Origin of the sequence: Providencia sp. wls1943 (assembly GCF_009706275.1) — a bacterium.
GTDB classification, from domain to species: domain Bacteria; phylum Pseudomonadota; class Gammaproteobacteria; order Enterobacterales; family Enterobacteriaceae; genus Providencia; species Providencia zhijiangensis.
This window is the reverse complement of the sequence record NZ_WLTU01000011.1, coordinates 30,770-52,288: the sequence shown is the minus strand read 5'-3', so window position 1 is coordinate 52,288 and position 21,519 is coordinate 30,770. Positions and strand designations below refer to the sequence as shown.

The following is a 21,519-nucleotide window of genomic DNA, read 5'->3' as shown; positions in this document are numbered from 1 at the left end:
AAAAGAACACAAAAGAAGGTCGAGATGATGACCCTGAATTTCATTCACACGCCTGTGTTACGGATAACTCGGCCTTGCAGATTAGGGCTTTTAGTCGCATTGGCTATTAGCTTTGGTGGTCACGCATCCGATATTAAATTTAATATGGATATGCTAGACGTCAATGATCGTAGCAATATTGATTTAAGCCAATTTTCGCGCCCAGGTTACCTCATGCCTGGTGAATACAGTTTTACGGTTTTCTTAAACAAACAAAGCATGCCGGAAGAAACTGTCTTTTATTATGCACCTAAAGATGAATCGGATGAGAGCCTCCCTTGCCTGAGTCCCACTTTAGTTGAAAAGTTCGGTATCAAGCCTGAATTGATGTCAACATTAAAGTGGTGGCACGATGGACAGTGTTTATCTCTTGAAAGTTTACCCGGAACTGAGGTTAAAGCCGATCTTGCGACTTCTGCTATGTATATCAGTCTGCCGCAAGCCTACCTCGAATATACCGCTGAGAATTGGGATCCCCCAGCTCGCTGGGAAGAAGGGTTACCTGGTGCACTGTTTGATTACAACCTCAATGCCCAAGTCGGACAACAAACTCGTTCAGGACAACAAACCAACTACAGTACCAGCGGTAATGGTGTTGCTGGTGTTAACTTGGGAGCTTGGCGTGCTCGTGCAGACTGGCAAATGCGTATTGATAAGCAACAAGGACAAAGCACGACTACGTCCTTAGATTGGACTCGCTATTATGTCTACCGAGCCATCAAATCATTAGGCGCAAAACTCACCTTAGGTGAAGATTATCTAACCTCTGATATTTTTGATAGTTTCAGATTTACAGGGCTTAGCTTGGTTACGGATACCAATATGCTACCGCCTAATCTACGTGGGTATGCTCCAGAAATTACTGGGGTAGCAAAAAGCAATGCAACCGTCATCGTAAGCCAACAAGGACGAATTATTTATCAAACTCAAGTTGCTGCGGGTCCATTTCGTATCCAAGACCTGAACGATGCATTAGCAGGGCAAATCGATGTCGAAGTTAAAGAACAAGATGGCTCAACACAGAGCTTTACGGTAAATACTGCAAGTGTTCCGTATTTAACACGACCTGGACAACTGCGCTACAAATTAGCCGCTGGACGCCCAACAAATTGGCGTCACCATGTGAGCGGCGATACGTTTGCAAGCGGTGAGTTCTCTTGGGGAGTTAACAACGGCTGGTCACTCTATGGTGGTGGAATTGGCGCGGAAAACTATGCATCAGCGGCTATTGGGGTTGGTCGCGACTTAATGGCATTTGGTGCATTATCATTCGATATCACCCATGCTCGAGCGCATTTAACTAATTTAAGTGATGTGGGAAATAAAACGTATCGCGGTAGTTCATACCGCTTAAGTTACTCAAAACGTTTTGATACTTATAACAGCCAAGTGACATTTGCAGGATATCGATTCTCTGAGCAAGGCTTTATGAGTATGTCTGAGTATTTGGATGCTCAGGAAACGGGTGCTCGTCAATACAATAGCAAAGAAATGTATACCATTTCTTATAACCAGCAATTTTCAGAGTTAGGGCTCAGCGCATTTATCAACTATTACCACCAAACCTATTGGGATCAGCCCGATAATGACCGCTACAGCATTTCATTAGCGCGCTATTTTGATATTGGTAAATGGAAAAACCTTAGTCTCAACTTGACTGCGTATCGAAATCGTTATCGTGAAAGTAATGATGATGGTGTATATGCCTCGCTCACAGTGCCCTGGGGAGAAAAAAGCTCTGTTAGTTACAACAGTAGCTGGGATAAAAATGATAACTCACAGCGTGTGAATTACTACAGCACTATCGATGAAAGAAATAATTACCAACTAAGTACGGGGTGGGCACGTTCAGGCGCACTCGTGAGTGGCTATTACACCCATCAAGGAGATTTAGCACAGCTCAATGCAAATGCAACTTACCAACAAGATCGTTATCGGTCAGCGGGATTCTCTTTACAAGGTGGCTTCACTGCAACGGAAAAAGGTGCAGTACTACATCGTAGCAGCCAAATTGGCGGTACTCGCATATTTGTTGATACCGATGGTGTACCTAATATCCCATTACGTGGTTATGGATCTATTGTACGTACCAACCGCTTTGGACAGGCAGTTATTAGTGATGTGAATAGCTATTACCGTAACCAAGTTAGTGTTGATTTGAATGCATTGCCAGATGAAGCGCAAGTCTCTCAATCGATAAAGCAAGGTACTTTAACCGAAGGAGCGATTGGCTACCGTCAATTTGATGTTGTCGCTGGAAGCAGTGCAATGGCGTTGTTAAGGCTGTCGGACAATAGCACACCGCCTTTCGGAGCAATTATCTTAAACGGTCGTGGCCAGCAGGTCGGTATGGTGGGTGATGATGGAAATGCCTATCTCACGGGTTTAAACGCAAAAGATACCTTGCAAGTCCGCTGGGATGACCAAGTGCAGTGTGAAATAACACTCCCTGATACCTTGCCAGAAGATGAATATTTGCAAGCAAACTGGTTATTACCGTGCCACAACCCAGGAACAAAAGCCGCATCGCCAGCAACCATAAAGACGCAATCAGCCAGCCGTGCATTAGACGCTGTGCCGAAGGCATCAGAACTTGTTGTGCCAGTTGTTGAAAAAACAGTTCCAAAGGAATCAAGTCGTTGGTTACAAAAATAATAAAAATGATGGTATGCAAAAACGGTGAGTTCTCCTTAACCCTAGAAGATAACAATATGATGAATAACAAGATGAAAAATAAAATGATGAATAAAAAAAATACCCATAGAGCAGCATTTGCATTGGTTGGAGTTGTATTAACTTCAGCAACGCTATCTTCTGCTCAAGCAGCGGTTGCATTAGACAGAACTCGAGCGATTATTACGGGAGATGAAAAATCGATAAGTTTAAATATTAGCAATGAAAACAAACAATTACCTTATCTCGCTCAAGGTTGGGTGGAGAATGAAAAAGGTGAAAAAATAAGTGACCCATTTACGGTATTGCCACCAGTACAGCGTATTGAGCCTGGTGCAAAAAGCCAAATAAAAATTCAAGCTCTGCCAAGTGCCGCTTCGCTGCCACAAGACAGAGAATCAGTGTATTACTTTAATTTGCGAGAGATCCCACCGAAAAGTGATAAGCCCAATACACTGCAATTGGCATTACAGACACGTATCAAATTGTTTTATCGGCCGAAATCAATTATTCCAACACGTGAACAAATGGATAACCCATGGCAAGAAAAAGTGACTCTTACGCGCCAAGGTAACCAATATACGATTAACAACCCAACCGCATATTACGTTTCTTTTGTCGATGCAGTACCAAGTAAAAATGGACAAACAGTCACCGGTTTTGAGCCAGTAATGGTGGAACCAAAGAGCAGTAAAGCACTAAACGTTAGTGCAGATGCATTAGGCAATAAACCTGTGCTGACCTATATCAATGATTATGGTGGTCGCCCAACGCTGTCGTTTACATGTCAGGGAAATAACTGCCATGTGGTACCTGAAAAAAAATAGACTGATTTGAAATGCGTGATGAAATAGCAGGAGAATATCATGGCAAACACAAGCAGGATGCTCCGTTATGTGGGCTTAGGAAGTTTAGCGCTGAGTTTATTCAGCAATGTGGCCGCGGGAACAGCCCTAAATAAAGTTGATAACTGGGATGTCGACGGTTCACATGGCACGCTATATGTTCATGGTGCCTTGACGGAGAGTGCTTGTCGCTTAGCAATGTCATCAGCATACCAAACGGTTAATTTGGGGACTGTGGGAACAGGGCAGCTTCAGCATATAGGGCAAACAGGTAACCCAGTTGCGATTGAACTACGTTTAGAAGATTGTCTAAGCGGTGAAAGCCGCAGCCGCACTATGCAGGGAAATCTTTTGTGGAGTCAGCAAATGCCAGCAATGAAGATTCGCTTTTTGGCTCCTATAGATATTCAAGACGCTCGCTTGGCTGCGGTTGCAGGTGTTCAAGGGATTGGTCTGCAATTCAGTGATGCTACGCGTTCACCAATTAACTTAGGTGAATACAGCACACCACAGCTGGTTTCACCTGGACAAAATCAATTAACTTACTATGTGACACCAGTTCGTACCTCTGCTCAACTAAATGCTGGGGCTTATCAGGCGTTAATTAGATTTCAGGTAAGTTATGAATAGGAGCATGGAGATGAGAGGAGCTTATTTTCTTACGATATGCTTTAAAACGCTTGTCCTAGCAGGAGTATTTCTCTTCGGCGCACTGATTTTACTAAGTTTTTCTCACAAAGCAATCGCTGCTAATTTAACCACGAATATTCAAATTCGTGTAACAGTATATGGTGAGCCAGAATGTACTCTTGGCGGTGCAACAACGACTTCTGTCGATTTTGGCGATATACATCAAGCAAGAATTGATGGCACCTATGGTCGCTCGCCCATCAATTACAATTTGGTATGTAATGGCTTACATAAGAATGCATTAAAGATGACGCTGAGGTGGACGGATAGACAAATCAATGGCGAATCATCAGTAACAACGAATCTTACCAATTTAGGTATCGCTATTTACCGTGATGGGACTCGGTTGAGTAATGGTGCAACACTCAATTTTAATTATGGAAATTCGCCTGCTTTATATGCCGTCCCCGTTAAACCTACAGGGGTAAATTTAACATCAGGTGGTGATTTTACTGGCAATCTTACGATGGTATTGGATTACCAATAGGATGATATCAATGAAATTATTCCGTTATCTTCTCTCGGTCTGCATGATGCTTAGCCTATTTAGCCAAAGCCAAGCAGCAACACTTGGTATCCAACTAAAAGGTCGATTATTGGTGACACCGCCCGAGTGCATTTTGAATAACAACCAGCAAGAAACTATACATTTTGGCGATATATTGCTCCCGCGTATCGATGGAGTTCAATACAAGCGCACTGTACCGATGGGACTCAGCTGCACAAATCTAGTGAAAAACGCTATAAAACTCACGCTTGTCGGTGATGGAACATCATTTAATAGCAATGGCGCATTGAAAACGAGTAACCCAAAACTAGGGCTTTCTTTTTATGTGAACAATGCTAAGCAAGTTATTAACCAGCCTTTCAATGTGTTATATACAGCGCTGCCAACCTTAGAAGTTGCTCCGGTAAAAAATAGTGACGCCAATTTTACGAATACTGATGGCGGATTTTTTACAGCGCTGGCAACACTGAAAATTGAGTATCAGTGAGAATGATTATGTGGAATAACAATCAAATTAAGCATTGGATGGCAGGATTTATAATGGTGATGTCCATATCTTCAGCACAGGCGAATTGGGCATTTGATGGCACGTTAATTATTCCCCCTGTATGCCAATTAAGCCATGACGACCCTATCAAAGTTTCATTTGGTAAAGTTGGTGTACGAAAAGTCAATGGTACCGCTTTCAAGCAACCTATTCCCTTTCAACTAGATTGTGTTGGCGATATGGCTCAACCGTGGGATATCAGCTTAATATTCGGAGGAACACCCGCAGGGAATGGATTTGATAATGCGACATTAAGAACGGTGACACCGTTGAATAATGGCAAATTAGGAATTCAAATTCAGAAAAATGGACAACCCCAACCATTGAATGAAGCTTTTTTGATTAATGCCGCTTCTCTGCCATCCCTTTCAGCGGTTCCGGTTATGCGTTCGGGAAGCGAACTCGTTGGGGATAATTTTACTGCATCAGGCACGTTAACCATTATTTTTGAATAGGAGGCAGCTGTCATCACTATGAATATTAAACGTAATATGAGCTTTGCCTTTGGCTTATGGTTTTTGGGTACCACCATGGCCTTTTCTGCAAATGTGGAATTTGATGGTACGCTGATTGAGGATGCTTGTGATGTTTACCCCGGCGATGAATCTATTGAATTAGATTTCGGTACAATAGTTGATAAATACCTGTATCTGAATACTCAAACAAATAGCCAACCTTTTACCATTCGATTAATTAATTGTGATTTAGCATTAGGCCATGAAGTAAAAGTCACATTTATTGGTGCAGAAAGTTCAGCTTTACCTGGTTTACTGGCGTTAGATGCTGGAAGTCAAGCATCCGGAGTGGCGGTTGGTATTGAAAGTATTTCTGGCGCAGCTATCAAAATTAATAGTGGTAGTTATACCCAAGGGTTATATGCCGGAAATAATAATGACCTAAGATTTCAAGCATATGTAAGGGCCGAACCAACCGCATTGCAAAATAAATCAATTGTGCTCGGTTCATGGGCTGCGAGCGCCACGTTCAAATTAGATTATGAGTAAACCATTATGTCTTCTAAAAAAACAAAAATACATGGGATATTAAATACAGGCCGTTTGAGTATTTTATTATTAATCATCGCGCTAACGTCTCTATTTCCATCTCGTCCTGCCAATGCAATCGCATATGTAATGCCTGTGAGCATTACCTCTGGGGCTTGGCCTCGTGTTGAGATGGACATTCTCTCTTGGAGTGAAGCAAGCGGTGTTACTAACCCTTGTTATGGGCCAAATGAATGCTGGATAGGCCCTGATGTTCTGTATGCATCTGGTGCACCGTCATTGAGCGGCTCTTGCTTTGATTATGGTAACTGCATTCAAATTAACCAATATCAAACAGCAGAACAAGTTGCGGCTGCTTTTCGTAGTGCAAAAGGTATTCCTTATCGTGCATCGTTTGTCATTGATAGCCCAGATGCAACTTGTATTGGATTATTCTATGTTAACCATAGACCAACTGCGGGTGTTAGGAATGCCATCCAATGGCCTGGTAGTGTCTGCGGTAAAATTCCACCTACAAATCAAACATGCAGTATTTCTTTACCTTCCTTTGTTGATCACGGGGCAATTAGCAACACAAGCCTAAACGGTAAGAAAAATTCAGTTTCTGGCAATATCGCCTGTACACAAGCTACAAATATCAATTTATTTGCTCGTTCAACAACAGGTGAGCGTTATGTATATTTAAATTCGACGCCTAACTTTTATTCAAATCCATTAATTAATAATCAAAGTGGTTGGAATGGTGCCAATATGAATATTTCTGGAAATAATGCGTCGAATCCATTTACATTTACGTCTGAATTACATTCATCCGGAACGGTAACCCCTGGATATTATACTGGTAATGCTGTAGTCATCATTGCATTTAATTAGTTAATCAAAACATTAAAACGCAACTATTCACCAATATGATATACGAACAGCGTATTCCACTTAAAATACGCTGTTTTATCGATATTAATAAGCTGTAACCAGCTTCATATTGACGAGTTTTTTATTAATTAGATATTAAAATTTCAGGTATAATTCTAAATTCGTAGAAAATTTGTGGTTGGTTAGTGTCGTAGAAATAAATAATAAAGAAATGTTATCGCACGAGATGGTAATACTGATATTAAATTCTTCGAATGTGATATGAAGCATATCCAAACGAGTTATAGAAGCACTTATCGAAACTCAGTATAGCTTATTAATATCATTGAAGCTAAATGGCTAGAATGTCAAAAGAGGAGCTAGCAGAACTTAAATATGCTTCGGCAATGATCAGACTATAATGCAATGAATTTATAATTATCTGATGAATCTATTAATTCCCACTCGATCTTTACTAATAGATACATCGAAATAGTAGGTATTGAACTTGAAAACCTTATAAACAGAATTCAATAACTAAAATAACTAAAATAACTAAAATAACTAAAAAATTATAGTTTTAATTTTCTCAATAAACTTGAATAAACACCCTAAAAAAAATAAAACTCTACTTATAATAAAAAAAACAGAAGTAACATATCACCTTTAAAAAAAACACCTTTAATTTAGTAATGAAATGCTAACATCGTAAAAAATCAATCTATCTCATACAGTAACCATATGAGATAGATATAATTACTTAGAATCCATACTCACCACATTCCCTACCCCACACTCCAACTCATCCATGTAATCCGCATACCATTGCATCATTTCCCTGCGCCCATCCATATACTGAGCATGATTATACGTGCCACGGATCGCATTCTTATCGATATGTGCAAGCTGTGTCTCAATCCATGCTGAATTAAATCCTTTCTCATGTAAAATCGTGCTCATCGTGTGGCGGAAGCCATGCCCTGTTAGTCTTCCTTTATACCCCAACAACTCAATAACCTGATTCACACTTTCCTTACTGATCGGCTTTCTATGGTCATTACGGCCTATAAAAACAAGCTCATAATACCCTGACAGTGGTTTGAGTGAATTAAATAACTCGATCACTTGTTTTGATAGCGGTACAACATGCGGTCGCTTCATTTTCATTACTTCAGCAGGTATCTCCCAAATCCCTTTTTCTAAATCAATATCCTGCCAACGAGCAAAGCGGAGCTCTTGTGTTCTAACAGACGTTAGCAAAATAATTTTAGTGGTAGTTTTAGTGATTATACTGCCTGTATAACCAGCTAGATCCTTCAAAAAATAAGGCAACTCTTCAATTATTAAGAATGGGAAATGCTGTTTCTTAGGTGGAGTTAGAGCAGAAGCCAGATCAGGGGGCTGGATTATATTCCGCTCGACCGGTAATAATTGCATAGCGAAAGACCTCACCACAGCGTTGACGGACTTTACGCATTTTCTCTAAGGCTCCGCGTTTTTCCATCTTACGCAAGGTTTCAAGTAGCACTAAGGGCTTAATCTCTGCTATCGGACGCTTACCGATATAAGGAAAGATATCCTTTTCAAAGGTATCAATAATTTCATCACGATAACGTAGTGACCAGCGATCCGCTTTAGAGGTGTGCCATTCACGAGCGACTGCTTCAAAGGTACTTTCAGAAGCTAAGTGCTTTTCTAATCGCGCTAATTGCTTTTGTTCACTTGGATCTTTATTTTGAGCCAATAATTTTTTCGCATCATCACGTTGGTTTCTTGCTTCCGCTAATGTCACTTGCGGGTAAACACCAATAGAAAGCATTTTTTCTTTACCTGCAAAGCGGTACTTCATTCTCCAATATTTAGAACCATTGCGATTAACTATCAGATATAACCCACCTGAATCAGAAAGTTTGTAGGGCTTATCTAGCGGCTTTGCCGTTTTAATTTTTATATCACTCAGAGCCATAACAAAACCTCCGTAATCCCTATCTGTTACAAAGAAAATGAGAATTTGGGGGTGCAAGATATACCATACCTAAATGCACCCCCGATTAACACCCCCAACTGGGGGTTGGTGTGGGGTAACCCCAGTTGAGCCGAGTTGACTATGAAATGTTTTTATATATTGAATTTAAAGGGTTTAATTGACTTCAGTGGAGGTGTATTGAACTTGAGTGGCGGAAGATCACAGGAGTCGAACCTGCCCGGGACTGCTGGCAGCCCCAACTGGATTTGAAATCCAGCCGCCTCACCGGAGACGACGATCTTCCTCTATTTGGTAGGTGTTCGATTATAAACTGAATTATTTATTTTCCAAGGTATTGTAAGAACAACCATTCAAATTATTGATGCACACCAATAATGTCGCGCCATTCTCAAAAACTGATAACAAAAAGCACAAATGTGATATTGAGGTTTGCACAATTGCCCCCATATACTTATTTATGTCTACATACGGCGCGCTGATTTCAAAATCACCCCGCCAACACTTTAATTGTCAGCACAGTAAGCCTTGGCTCCCGAGCGCAAGCCTGCATTCAAGGATGTTTTTTATGACAAACTCATTATTAGCCAATTCCGCATTGCCCCGTTTTGAACATATTGAACCAGCACATATTTTCCCAGCAGTTGAACATGTTTTAGGCGAATATCGCCAAACCGTTGAAAATATTCTGGCGGCCAACAGCCACTACACTTGGGACAACCTATGCCAACCATTAGAAGAAGCGAGCGATAAACTCTCCCGCGTTTGGTCCCCAGTGAGCCATCTACATTCTGTTAAAAATAGCCCTGAACTGCGTGAAGCTTATGAACAATGCCTGCCATTACTGTCCGAATTCAGTACATGGATGGGACAACATGAGCCACTGTATCAAGCTTATAAATCCCTCAAAGAAGACGCTGGATTTAATCAATTAAGCCAAGCTCAACGTAAATCTATCGAAAATACCCTGCGTGATTTTGAGCTGTCCGGTATTGGTTTACCTGCTGAAAAACAGCAACGTTATGGTGAAATCGTCGCACGTTTATCGGAAATCGCCTCTAAGTTTGGTAATAACGTCCTAGATTCCACAATGGGTTGGTCAAAACTCATTAAAGATGAAAACGAACTGGCAGGTATGCCAGAAAGCGCTATCGCCGCAGCAAAAGCGATGGCGGAATCCAAAGGTGAAGAAGGCTACTTACTGACATTGGATATGCCAAGTTACCTGCCAGTTATGACCTATGCGGATAACGCTGAACTGCGCCGTGAAATGAGCTATGCCTATAGTACCCGAGCTTCAGACCAAGGCCCGAATGCTGGTAAATGGGATAACAGCGAACTTATTGATGAATTAATGGCGCTACGACATGAACTGGCTCAACTGCTTGGTTTTAAAAACTTCGCAGAAAAATCTCTCGCAACAAAAATGGCGGAATCCCCTGAACAAGTTTTAGGTTTCCTAAATGATTTGGCTAACCGCGCTCATCAGCAAGGTAAAGAAGAACTCGCGGAACTGACCGCATTTGCGAAAGAAAATTATGGTGTTGAAACCCTCGAATCTTGGGATTTAGCCTATTACAGCGAAAAACAAAAACAGCATAAATTCTCACTTAATGATGAGCAATTACGTCCTTATTTCCCAGAACAGCGCGTATTAAATGGGCTATTTGAAGTGGTTCACCGTATTTATGGTTTAACGGCGAAAGAGCGCCATGATGTTGAAACTTGGCACGATGATGTCCGTTTCTTCGAACTGTATGATGATACCAATACCCTACGCGGTAGCTTCTATCTCGATTTATATGCTCGCGAGCATAAACGCGGCGGTGCATGGATGGATGATTGCGTGGGTCGCATGGTGCATAAAGATGGTGCGCTGCAAAATCCTGTTGCTTATTTAACCTGCAACTTTAATAAGCCGCTAGGGGATAAACCTGCTTTATTTACCCACGATGAAGTCATCACCCTGTTCCACGAATTTGGTCATGGTCTCCACCATATGCTGACCCAGATTGATGTGGCCGATGTGGCGGGTATCAATGGGGTTCCATGGGATGCTGTTGAATTACCAAGCCAATTTATGGAGAACTGGTGCTGGGAGCCTGAAGCCCTTGAGTTTATCTCCGGTCACTATGAAACTGGCGAGCCATTACCATCCGATATGCTACAAAGCATGCTAGCTGCGAAAAACTACCAGTCTGCGATGTTTGTACTGCGCCAACTGGAGTTTGGTCTGTTTGATTTCACCTTACACGCAGAATATGACCCAGCAAAAGGCGCGCAAGTGATGCCAACACTGTATGCCATCAAAGAAAAAGTTGCAGTGGTGCCATCACCAAAATGGGGACGTTTCCCACACGCATTTAGCCATATTTTTGCAGGCGGTTACGCTGCGGGTTATTACAGCTATTTATGGGCGGATGTCCTGGCTGCTGATGCCTTTTCTCGCTTCTCTGAAGAAGGCATTTTTAATCGCCAAACTGGCCAATCCTTCCTCGACAATATTTTAAGTCGCGGGGGCTCTGAAGCGCCGATGGTACTGTTCGAACGTTTCCGTGGTCGTAAGCCAGAGTTAGATGCGATGTTGAAGAGCTACGGTATTCATGGCTGAGAAGATTGCTATCCAATTAATCTGTGAAGAGGGTGCCGATATCGGCACTCTCAATCAACTTGCTGAAAAATGGCAACTCACGCATACACCTGACGCCTTGATGGCATTGGTGTTAACCCCCGAAAACCTGCAATTACGCAAAATGGATGAGCCAAAATTAGGCGGCATCTTTGTGGATTTTGTCTCAGGTGCAATGGCGCATCGCCGTAAATTTGGTGGTGGGCGCGGTGAGGCAGTTGCTAAAGCGGTGGGGATCAAAAAAGAGTATCTACCCGATGTGATTGATGCAACAGCTGGTCTAGGACGCGATGCTTTTGTACTGGCAGCTTTGGGCTGTAAAGTGCGAATGTTAGAGCGTCATCCGGTGGTGGCTGCACTGCTTGATGATGGTTTGCAACGTGGCTATCAAGACCCTGAAATTGGGGAATGGTTACAATCACGAATGTCACTGATCCACGCATCAAGTATTACCGCATTAGCCGAAATAACTGAAGCGCCAGACGTGATTTACCTCGACCCGATGTACCCACATCGGCAAAAAAGTGCATTAGTGAAAAAAGAGATGCGGGTGTTTCAGTCATTGGTCGGGGCTGATGATGATGCAGATTCTTTACTGGCACCAGCCATTGCGCTGGCAAAACGCCGTGTTGTGGTTAAGCGACCTGATTACGCTGAACCGCTTGCGGGGCAAAAAGCACCTTCAGCAGTCACAACCAAAAGCCATCGATTTGATATCTATCCCTGTATTAAACACAGCGATTAAAACGTAACGGCGAAGGGCGTTTGTACGGTTTATCACAGACAAACTTGCACGACCGCCCTTTCGCTTACGTTTTGAGTTAAACCTTACACAACGCCTTGTGCAAACATAGCGTCAGCGACTTTAACAAAGCCTGCAATGTTCGCGCCTTGGACGTAGTTGGTTTGTTTGGCTTCGCCACCGAATTCAACACAGTGGTGGTGAATGTCCAACATGATGTGGTGTAAACGCGTATCCACTTTTTCTGCTTTCCAGCTTAAGCGTGCTGCGTTCTGCGCCATTTCTAGACCAGAAGTTGCAACACCGCCAGCGTTTGCTGCTTTACCTGGAGCAAACAGAACACCTGCTTCAAGGAACAGCTCAGTTGCAGGAATAGTAGTTGGCATGTTTGCGCCTTCCGCGACAGCTTTAACACCGTTTTGGATCAGCACTTTAGCCGCTTCCACATCCAGTTCGTTCTGTGTTGCACATGGCAGTGCGATATCCACTGGAACACCCCAAGGTTGCTTGCCTGCTAAGTAAGTCAAACCAAACTCTTTCGCGTATTCTTCAACACGGCCGTAGTTGTTTTTGATAGCTTCTAAGCGTGCTAGTTTTTCAGGGGTGAAACCGGCTTCATCCACGACAGTACCGCTAGAGTCGGATGCAGTAACGACTTTTGCACCTAATTCCATACATTTTTCAATGGTGTACTGAGCAACGTTACCCGAACCTGAAACCGCCACTCGCATGCCTTCAAAGCCTAAACCATGGCGTTTGAGCATCGCATCAGTGAAGTAAACAAGACCGTAACCGGTCGCTTCTGGACGAATTAGGCTACCACCAAATGACAGACCTTTACCGGTGAAAACGCAAGAGGTGTCATTAGACAGTTTTTTCATCATCCCAGTCATAAAGCCAACTTCACGACCGCCCACCCCGATGTCACCAGCAGGAACGTCAGTATCAGCCCCTAAGTGGCGATAAAGTTCTGTCATTAATGCTTGGCAAAAACGCATCACTTCACCATGGCTTTTTCCTTTAGGGTCAAAGTCAGAACCGCCTTTTGCACCGCCCATTGGTAGGGTTGTCAGTGCATTTTTGAGGGTTTGTTCGAAACCTAAGAATTTCAGGATGGATAAGTTAACGGATGGGTGGAAACGCATGCCGCCTTTGAATGGACCAATCGCAGAGCTAAATTGAACACGCCATGCGCGGTTAACTTGTACCTTGCCTTGATCGTCCATCCAACACACGCGGAACTGGATCACTCTTTCTGGCTCAACGAAGCGTTCGAGAAGTGCTTGATCGCGATATTTTGAATTTTGTTCAATGAAAGGCCAAAGAGAAGTGAATACTTCACGCACTGCTTGCAGGAATTCAGGCTGTGAAGGGTCTCTTTTTTGGACAGACTCCAAGAATGAAGATAGTGTTTGCGCCATCTTTGTCTTCCTTTTTCAATGTGGATATTGTTGTGAGGTGCCTCACTATTTCTTATCTTTTTTTTTAGGAAATGTGAGGTCGATTTGTGTTTGCCTATTGAATATATCATTAGTTTATATTCTCAATTCAAGGTTTTTTTTTACTCATTTGAAAAAAAAATTGCTTGACCTGCCAATCACTCCCTTCAGACGATTATTTTGTCGCAAAAAAAACGCCTGCATAAGCAGGCATTTTCAGTGAATAATATTTCAATTTGTCTGTAATAAATTATTCTTCTTCATCATTCAGTGGAACAATCAGCATATCCACATGAACAGTATTGATTAGCTGGCGAGCTGAAGACATCAACTTGCTCCAGAAATCTTGGTGATGTCCGCAAACAACTAAGTCCATGTCGTATTTTTTGATAGCATCCACTAACACCTGACCTAAGTCACCGCTACCGCTGAGGGTTTCTTGGATGTCATAACCCGCACCTGCGGAAAGGTCTTTTAGTGAATTACGAGTTTCATCAGTGATGCGCTGTTGCATATCACCTAAATTCACATCGATAAGACCGGTGTACAGATCCGAGTAATTAACATCAACATGGATCATAGAGACTTTGGCTCCGTACGGTTTTGCCATAGAAACTGCTTTATCCAGTAAAACTTTACTTTCAGGTGATAAATCAACCGCAACAAGAATATGTTTATAAGCCATAAGTAAACTCCTTCCAAATGCTGATTTAACTGGTGGTTAACGACGTTCACCAATATCTTATGAATATACTATACCTGCTAATCGCGATAACTAAGTGTCGTTTTGATCACATCTAGCAGATTAATTTTTAAGGATTAAAAGACAGAACATTTGATAAAACAATAACATCATTCATTCAATATTAATATATATCGGCTCAAAATTCGAATTACCGCAATGCCAGTAAGTGTAATCAACAATCTGTAAATTAACAGCTCGTGATGGCCGCTTTTTTGAAGTCAAAACTTGAACCATCTGCACTTTTTTTAAGCAATGAATTGTGTTTAAGTAACGACATGCCCTACAATGAAAATAAATGATGTTAGTGCAATATTTTGGCGGTATTTCCTTTAGTGACAACGGGGCAATTTAGGTTCGTTCTAAGGAGGGGATTATGTTCAGTGTAATTGCATTATTTTGGGCACTCTGCATTTTGTGCATCTTAAATATGATGCGCTATTTTTCATCTATTCGCGTTTTATTATCTATTCTGAGGGATTCTGATCCCCTACTTTATCAATCCGTTGATGGTAATGGCTTTTTCACGACTCACGGCCAGCTGAACAAGCAATTGCGCCTGGTCCGCTATATCAATACCAAACAGTACCTTGAGCACTACGATCCTGATGTGATATTCCGTTGTGAACGTATTCGTAAGCAGTTTATGTTGATCAGCCGGTTGAGCATTTTAGTCGTTGTGAGTTTGGTCTATATGGTGATAGCCAATTAACCTCGCGTTTGTTATTCCCTTTATTCTAAGCAAAAAAATAGTGATGACCGGAAACCGATCATCACTATTTTAAAATGCTTTTGTCTTATCTAACGCTAATTAGATAATCTTCAGCGCAATCCAGTACAGTACACCAGACAGAATGATGGAAACAGGAAGCGTCAGTAACCATGCAAGCGCAATGCTCTTAATCGTCTTGCTCTGAACACCACCACCATCAACGACCATCGTACCCGCTACCGCAGAAGAGAGAACTTGGGTTGTTGAAACAGGCATACCTGTATAACTTGCCACACCGATAGAGACCGCCGCAGTGACCTGAGCCGATACACCTTGTGCGTAAGTCATACCTTTCTTACCGATTTTCTCACCGATAGTCACCGCAACACGCTGCCAGCCGAACATGGTACCTAGCGCCAGTGCTAACGCAACAGCAACGATAATCCATAACGGTGCATACTCAACAGTATACAGCAGGTCATTACTCAGCTTTTTCAGTAAGCTTGCATCTTTCGCGCTAGTTTCTGGTAACTTCGCCACCGCATTCGCAGTATCGGAGATACACATTAACAAGCGACGAGTTTGGTTGCGCTGGTCAGGTGTTAACTCATCATAGCTCTGAATGCCACTGAGCATCTTCTGAGCTTGACTTAAGATGATCGGGGTACGTGAACTATCACAATGGAACTCGCCTTCTTCAGGCTTGCTCTCAGCGACCATTGGCGTATTTTCAATCGCGTGGTTTAACGCTGGTTTATGTGTTTCATAGTATTGTTGCAGATGAACCACCGCATCATGCGTTCTCGCGATATCATAACCGTTAGAATTCATGTTAACGACGAAGCCTGCTGGCGCAACACCGATTAACACCAGCATAATCAGACCGATACCTTTTTGCCCATCGTTCGCGCCGTGAGAGAAACTCACGCCGACAGCAGACAGGATCAATGCAGTACGCGTCCAAAATGGGGGTTTACGTTTACCATCTTTCTTCTCACGCTCAGCTGGCGTTAAGTGAATACGGCGACGTTTTTTGGTTCCACTCCAATAACGGCGTAGCACAAAAATCATCAGCCCAGCAATCACAAAACCGATAGCAGGAGAAAGAATTAAGGACATGAAAATGCTGATCATTTTAGGAATATTCAGCGCATCAACCACCGAAGATTCAGTCACAATTGCGTTGGTCAAACCAACACCAATAATTGCACCGATCAGCGTGTGAGAACTTGATGCAGGAATCCCTAAATACCAGGTTCCAAGGTTCCAGATGATAGCAGCCAGTAGCAATGAAAAGACCATTGCAAGGCCGTGAGCAGAACTCACGTTAAGGAGAAGGTCTGTTGGTAAAAGATGAACAATGGCGTATGCCACGCTCAACCCTCCCAGCAAGACACCGAAAAAGTTAAATACCCCGGCCATGACAACCGCAAACTGAGCACGCATTGCTCGGGTGTAGATCACCGTCGCGACCGCGTTAGCAGTATCATGAAAGCCATTAATCGCCTCATAGAACAGCACAAATAACAGTGCTAGAACTAACAAAAGACCTGTGTAAAATTCTAAACCTGTAAAAAGATGTAGCATAGACGTTAAGCCATTATATGTTGGACATGAACGCGGCGCATTATCAGTGACAAACGCTAGCGGTGGAAGCGAAATCTGACCTTTTTTTGATTTAAATACTAATCAAAAAACCATCAAACACAAACTATCCCTTTAATATCATCCAGTTACCATAATTAAAGTTATTCTGAATTTTTGAAACTTTTTTTATGATAATTTGTGAAAATCTGGGGGAAATAGTCTTTTTTCGCGATTTTTCCTAATTATAATACGTCTACCATACTTTTCATTAATTCTTCGATGATCCGTTGCATTACAACCGGCGCTAAATCGCGTAAAATAGCGGTATTAATTATCGTAATTACGATTAAAATCAAATATATATAGAGAATTCCAATTGTGAGAAATATCGATGTTATTATTTTAGGTGCAGGTGCTGCTGGGCTATTTTGTGCTTCACTCGCGGGTAAGCGCGGTTTAAACACCCTTGTGCTGGATAATGGCAAAAAATTAGGGCGTAAAATTTTGATGTCCGGTGGTGGTCGATGCAATTTCACCAATATGTACGCCGATCACAATAACTATCTCTCGACTAACCCTCATTTTTGTAAGTCAGCACTTGCTCGCTATACACAGTGGGATTTTATTGAGCTTGTTGGTAAATATCAGATCCCTTATCACGAAAAGACCTTAGGACAGCTATTTTGCGACAATAGTGCGCAAGATATCGTCGATATGCTGAAAAGTGAGTGCGATCAGCCCAATGTCACTATCAAGCTACGCAGTGAAGTCACCCAAGTCGACAAAACAGATGACGGATATGTTGTCACGGTAAATGGGGATCAAGTAAGTACTCGCTTACTGGTGGTTGCGACTGGGGGGCTTTCAATGCCAGGTTTGGGTGCAACTCCGTTTGGCTATCGCCTTGCCGAACAATTTGGGCACAGCATTATCCCTACCCGTGCTGCACTCGTTCCCTTTACCTTACACAAGCCTCTACTTGAAGCGCTGCAAGCCCTCTCTGGGGTTTCCGTGGCGGCAACCGTCACATCCGCCAGCGGCGTCCTATTTAAAGAAAATATCCTGTTTACCCACCGAGGGTTATCCGGTCCAGCGATTTTACAGATTTCAAATTACTGGCAACCTGGAGAGTATGTGAGTATTAACTTACTTCCAGATCTTTCATTGGGGGAATTTCTGACCAATGAGAAACAGCAGCGCCCTAATCAATCACTCAAAAATACCTTAGCGACGCTGTTGCCTAAACGCTTAATTGAAGTTTTACAACAACTTGGACAGATTCCAGATTGCCCACTCAAGCAGCTCACCCACGCACAGATTGATGCTCTCGATGACACACTGCATAACTGGCAAGTACAACCCAACGGCACAGAAGGCTATCGTACTGCGGAAGTAACCCTTGGCGGCGTTGATACTCATGAAATTTCATCCAAAACCATGGAATCGCTCAAGTCTTCCGGCCTCTATTTTATTGGAGAAGTGATGGACGTGACAGGTTGGTTAGGGGGATACAATTTCCAATGGGCGTGGAGTTCCGCTTCTGCGTGTGCGGAAAACTTACCCCATCAAGCTTAATCGCTCACCCTTTTATGAAATTATTTAATCCATTGAAAAATAATGGATATTATTTAATTTCAACCAAATCAGGCAGTTGAGCACTGGGTTTAAATAAATCTAAAATTGGTTAAAAATAACGCTTTACAAACGATAGTGATAACTATTATCATTATCACATCTTCCGCAGGCGACTTAACTTAGTCAGTCTCTTGTAGGAGGTACGACATTGCTCACATTGCTTCCAGTGTTTACTTTAGCCAGCTTATGCTGGCTATTTTTTTATCTGTGCCCTGCTATTGATACACTGTATCTCCCCCCTGCTAAAACTTGCCATTTCATACCGCAAATCATCTTAGTGATACCTCGGAATCTTATTCAAATTTTTTGGATCCTATGGTTAATACCGCCTACTTTTCTCTTTCTGCAATTTGGCTAAACTGTCATCAACAAGTTAAGCAAGAGCCCAATGAAAATTGGATATCCGCTTTTAAGGAGATGACTCAATGATCTATTTACGCCAAGCAAATGAACGCGGACACGCAAACCACGGTTGGCTGGACAGTTGGCACACTTTCTCGTTCGCTAACTATTATGATGAGAAATTTATGGGTTTCTCAGCGTTAAGAGTCATCAATGAAGACTACATCGCTGCGGGACAAGGGTTCGGTACTCACCCTCATAAAGACATGGAAATATTGACCTACGTACTGGATGGTGCAGTTGAGCACAAAGATAGCATGGGCAATATGGAACAGATCCCAGCGGGTGAATTCCAAATCATGAGCGCGGGAACAGGTGTTCGTCACTCTGAATACAACCCAAGCAATGAAAAAGAGCTGCGTTTATACCAAATTTGGATCATTCCAGATAAAAATGGCATCGAACCACGTTACGAGCAAAAACGCTTTGATTCGACAAGTGGTAAGCAATTGGTGTTATCACCAGATGCACGCGATGGCTCACTGAAAGTTAACCAAGACATGACCTTATGGCGCTGGGCATTGCCAGCTAATGAGCAAAGCACCTACGACATCGCAGAGAAACGCGTTGTTTGGATCCAAGTCGTTAAAGGCAATATTGAAGTTAACGGGCAGAAAGCGACGGCTAGCGATGGCTTAGCCATTTGGCAAGAAAATCAGTTAACCATTAAAGCTGATGAAGACAGTGAAATTTTAGTTTTTGACTTGCCTGCTGCGGAATAACTTTTCAGGTAAGTAAACGCTAACACCAATGGGAAAGGCTCTACACCATGAAGTTATCTTCAATGGTTGTAGAGCCTTTTTTATCTGAGCTACCCGAAATTACAGTTTAGGACCGGCTTTAACCAGTGCCGCACCTGCAGGGGTATCAGTGTACTTATCGAAGTTCTTCACGAAACGATCCGCTAAGTCTTTAGATTTTTCATCCCACTGAGATTTATCAGTATAAGTATTACGTGGGTCAAGGATATTGGTATCCACACCCGGTAATGCTGTTGGGACTTCTAAATCAAATACTGGTAGCTTGATGGTATCGGCTTTTTCGATATCGCCACTTAAGATAGCATCGATGATTGCACGAGTATCTTTAATAGAGATACGTTTGCCTGTACCGTTCCAGCCTGTGTTAACTAAGTATGCTTTCGCACCTGCTGCTTCCATACGCTTCACCAACACTTCCGCGTATTGCGTTGGGTGCAGAGATAAGAACGCCGCGCCGAAACATGCAGAGAATGTTGGAGTTGGTTCAGTCACACCACGCTCTGTACCCGCCAATTTCGCTGTGAAACCAGACAGGAAGTGGTACTGAGTTTGTTCTGGCGTTAAACGAGAAACGGGTGGTAACACACCGAATGCATCTGCCGTCAGGAAGATAACTTTTGTCGCGTGACCCGCTTTAGAAACTGGTTTTACGATATTATCGATGTGGTAAATAGGGTAAGAAACACGCGTGTTCTCAGTTTTAGAACCGTCATTAAAATCAACTGAACCATCAGCCAATACCATGACGTTTTCCAATAACGCATCACGTTTGATTGCGCCATAGATGTCTGGCTCAGCTTCTTTAGACAGGTTGATAGTCTTCGCGTAGCAACCGCCTTCGAAGTTGAATACGCCGTCATCATCCCAACCGTGCTCATCATCACCAATTAACTTACGTTTTGGATCTGTAGACAGTGTGGTTTTACCCGTACCAGACAGGCCGAAGAAAATCGCAACGTCGCCTTCTTCACCGACGTTTGCTGAGCAGTGCATGGAAGCGATGCCTTTTAATGGCAGCAGGTAGTTCATCATAGAGAACATCCCTTTCTTCATTTCACCGCCGTACCAAGAACCGCCGATTAACTGCATACGCTCAGTTAAGTTGAAAGCAACAAAGTTTTCTGAGTTCAGACCTTGTTCTTTCCAATTCGGGTTAGTGCATTTTGCACCGTTCATCACGATAAAGTCTGGTTCAAAACCCACTAATTCTTCATCAGAAGGACGAATAAACATGTTTTTCACGAAGTGAGCTTGCCATGCAACCTCAGTGATAAAACGGACTTTCAGACGAGTATCTGCGTTCGCACCACAGAATGCATCCACAACAAACAAACGTTTACCTGATAACTGCTCAGTCACTAAGTGTTTCAGGCTGCTCCAAACCTCTTGGCTCATTGGTTTGTTATCGTTTTTACCTTTACCTTGGTCAGCCCACCAAACGGTATCACGGGTGACATCATCGCGAACGATATATTTATCTTTTGGGGAACGTCCTGTAAAAATACCGGTATCAACAGCAACAGCACCTAATGTAGTGACAGTACCGCGTTCATAACCTTCAAGACCTGGCTTGGTTTCTTCCTGAAATAACAGCTCATAACTTGGGTTATAAACAACTTCAGCGACGTCATGAATGCCGTACTTTTCGAGATCCTTCAGGGTAATGCTTTTAGCGCTCATTATATTGCTCCTGGTAAACATAGCTATTCTGCCGACGATCATAAATCT

Annotated in this window: 17 protein-coding genes, 1 tRNA gene and 1 pseudogene; 13 read left to right on the top strand and 6 right to left on the bottom strand. The window is 42.6% G+C overall.

The annotated features are described in order from the left end of the window. Positions 1-24 precede the first annotated feature (24 nt). The 8 genes from GKR48_RS05295 to GKR48_RS05260 are packed head-to-tail and all read left to right on the top strand — an operon-like array spanning position 25 to position 7,179. The gene (locus tag GKR48_RS05295) at positions 25-2,694 is read left to right on the top strand and encodes an outer membrane usher protein (protein WP_154627305.1); all 2,670 of its coding nucleotides are present in this window, start codon (positions 25-27) and stop codon (positions 2,692-2,694) included. 56 nt (positions 2,695-2,750) lie between these two features. Further along, entirely contained in the window at positions 2,751-3,539 is a 789-nt protein-coding gene (locus GKR48_RS05290; protein WP_154627304.1) for a fimbria/pilus periplasmic chaperone, read from the top strand. Positions 3,540-3,578: 39 nt separating this feature from the next. Next, positions 3,579-4,187, top strand: coding sequence for a fimbrial protein (locus GKR48_RS05285; RefSeq protein ID WP_154627303.1), 609 nt, complete (start codon positions 3,579-3,581; stop codon positions 4,185-4,187). A gap of 10 nt (positions 4,188-4,197) precedes the next feature. Further along, positions 4,198-4,734, top strand: coding sequence for a fimbrial protein (locus GKR48_RS05280; protein ID WP_230088605.1), 537 nt, complete (start codon positions 4,198-4,200; stop codon positions 4,732-4,734). A 10-nt stretch (positions 4,735-4,744) separates the two neighbouring features. Continuing rightward, positions 4,745-5,242 carry a fimbrial protein gene (locus GKR48_RS05275; protein ID WP_230088604.1) on the top strand — a complete coding sequence of 166 codons (498 nt, stop codon included), beginning with the start codon at positions 4,745-4,747 and terminating at the stop codon, positions 5,240-5,242. Between the two features lie 2 nt (positions 5,243-5,244). Next, on the top strand, positions 5,245-5,757 hold the full coding sequence (locus GKR48_RS05270; protein ID WP_154627316.1) for a fimbrial protein: 513 nt from the start codon (positions 5,245-5,247) through the stop codon (positions 5,755-5,757). An 18-nt stretch (positions 5,758-5,775) separates the two neighbouring features. Continuing rightward, a complete protein-coding gene (locus GKR48_RS05265; protein WP_154627301.1) occupies positions 5,776-6,306 on the top strand; it encodes a fimbrial protein in 531 nt (176 codons plus the stop codon). A 6-nt stretch (positions 6,307-6,312) separates the two neighbouring features. After that, entirely contained in the window at positions 6,313-7,179 is an 867-nt protein-coding gene (locus tag GKR48_RS05260; protein WP_154627300.1) for an MrpH family fimbial adhesin, read from the top strand. Positions 7,180-7,914: 735 nt separating this feature from the next. On the opposite strand, the pseudogene GKR48_RS05255 reads toward GKR48_RS05260, so the two are convergent. Both GKR48_RS05255 and GKR48_RS05250 read right to left on the bottom strand, forming a co-directional pair. After that, positions 7,915-9,124 (bottom strand): annotated as a pseudogene (locus tag GKR48_RS05255) (tyrosine-type recombinase/integrase). A 209-nt stretch (positions 9,125-9,333) separates the two neighbouring features. Then, positions 9,334-9,428: transfer RNA gene (locus GKR48_RS05250), tRNA-Sec, on the bottom strand. Between the two features lie 282 nt (positions 9,429-9,710). On the opposite strand from GKR48_RS05250, the gene prlC reads away from it, so the two are divergent. Then, positions 9,711-11,753, top strand: coding sequence for an oligopeptidase A (gene prlC / locus GKR48_RS05245; protein WP_154627299.1), 2,043 nt, complete (start codon positions 9,711-9,713; stop codon positions 11,751-11,753). After that, positions 11,746-12,516, top strand: coding sequence for a 16S rRNA (guanine(1516)-N(2))-methyltransferase RsmJ (gene rsmJ, locus GKR48_RS05240; RefSeq protein ID WP_154602148.1), 771 nt, complete (start codon positions 11,746-11,748; stop codon positions 12,514-12,516). Before prlC ends, rsmJ begins: the two co-directional genes overlap by 8 nt. 83 nt (positions 12,517-12,599) lie before the next feature. Here the strand turns inward: rsmJ and gdhA are convergent, their stop codons facing one another. Beyond that, on the bottom strand, positions 12,600-13,934 hold the full coding sequence (gene gdhA, locus GKR48_RS05235) for an NADP-specific glutamate dehydrogenase (protein ID WP_154627298.1): 1,335 nt from the start codon (positions 13,932-13,934) through the stop codon (positions 12,600-12,602). Positions 13,935-14,202: 268 nt separating this feature from the next. After that, complete coding sequence (gene uspA / locus GKR48_RS05230; RefSeq protein WP_006657449.1) at positions 14,203-14,637, bottom strand: universal stress protein UspA; 435 nt, start codon at positions 14,635-14,637, stop codon at positions 14,203-14,205. A gap of 433 nt (positions 14,638-15,070) precedes the next feature. Between uspA and uspB the strand changes: the two genes are divergently transcribed. Continuing rightward, positions 15,071-15,406 carry a universal stress protein UspB gene (gene uspB, locus GKR48_RS05225; protein WP_036950083.1) on the top strand — a complete coding sequence of 112 codons (336 nt, stop codon included), beginning with the start codon at positions 15,071-15,073 and terminating at the stop codon, positions 15,404-15,406. Positions 15,407-15,505: 99 nt separating this feature from the next. On the opposite strand, the gene pitA is transcribed toward uspB, so the two are convergent. After that, the gene (gene pitA / locus GKR48_RS05220; RefSeq protein ID WP_154627297.1) at positions 15,506-16,993 is read right to left on the bottom strand and encodes an inorganic phosphate transporter PitA; all 1,488 of its coding nucleotides are present in this window, start codon (positions 16,991-16,993) and stop codon (positions 15,506-15,508) included. Positions 16,994-17,371: 378 nt separating this feature from the next. On the opposite strand from pitA, the gene GKR48_RS05215 reads away from it, so the two are divergent. Beyond that, a complete protein-coding gene (locus GKR48_RS05215; protein WP_336431118.1) occupies positions 17,372-18,568 on the top strand; it encodes an NAD(P)/FAD-dependent oxidoreductase in 1,197 nt (398 codons plus the stop codon). Positions 18,569-19,053: 485 nt separating this feature from the next. Continuing rightward, positions 19,054-19,752 (top strand): pirin family protein, encoded by a 699-nt coding sequence (locus tag GKR48_RS05210; RefSeq protein ID WP_154602147.1) that lies wholly within the window; start codon positions 19,054-19,056, stop codon positions 19,750-19,752. A 99-nt stretch (positions 19,753-19,851) separates the two neighbouring features. On the opposite strand, the gene pckA is transcribed toward GKR48_RS05210, so the two are convergent. After that, positions 19,852-21,471 (bottom strand): phosphoenolpyruvate carboxykinase (ATP), encoded by a 1,620-nt coding sequence (pckA, locus tag GKR48_RS05205; protein ID WP_154627296.1) that lies wholly within the window; start codon positions 21,469-21,471, stop codon positions 19,852-19,854. Positions 21,472-21,519 lie beyond the last annotated feature (48 nt).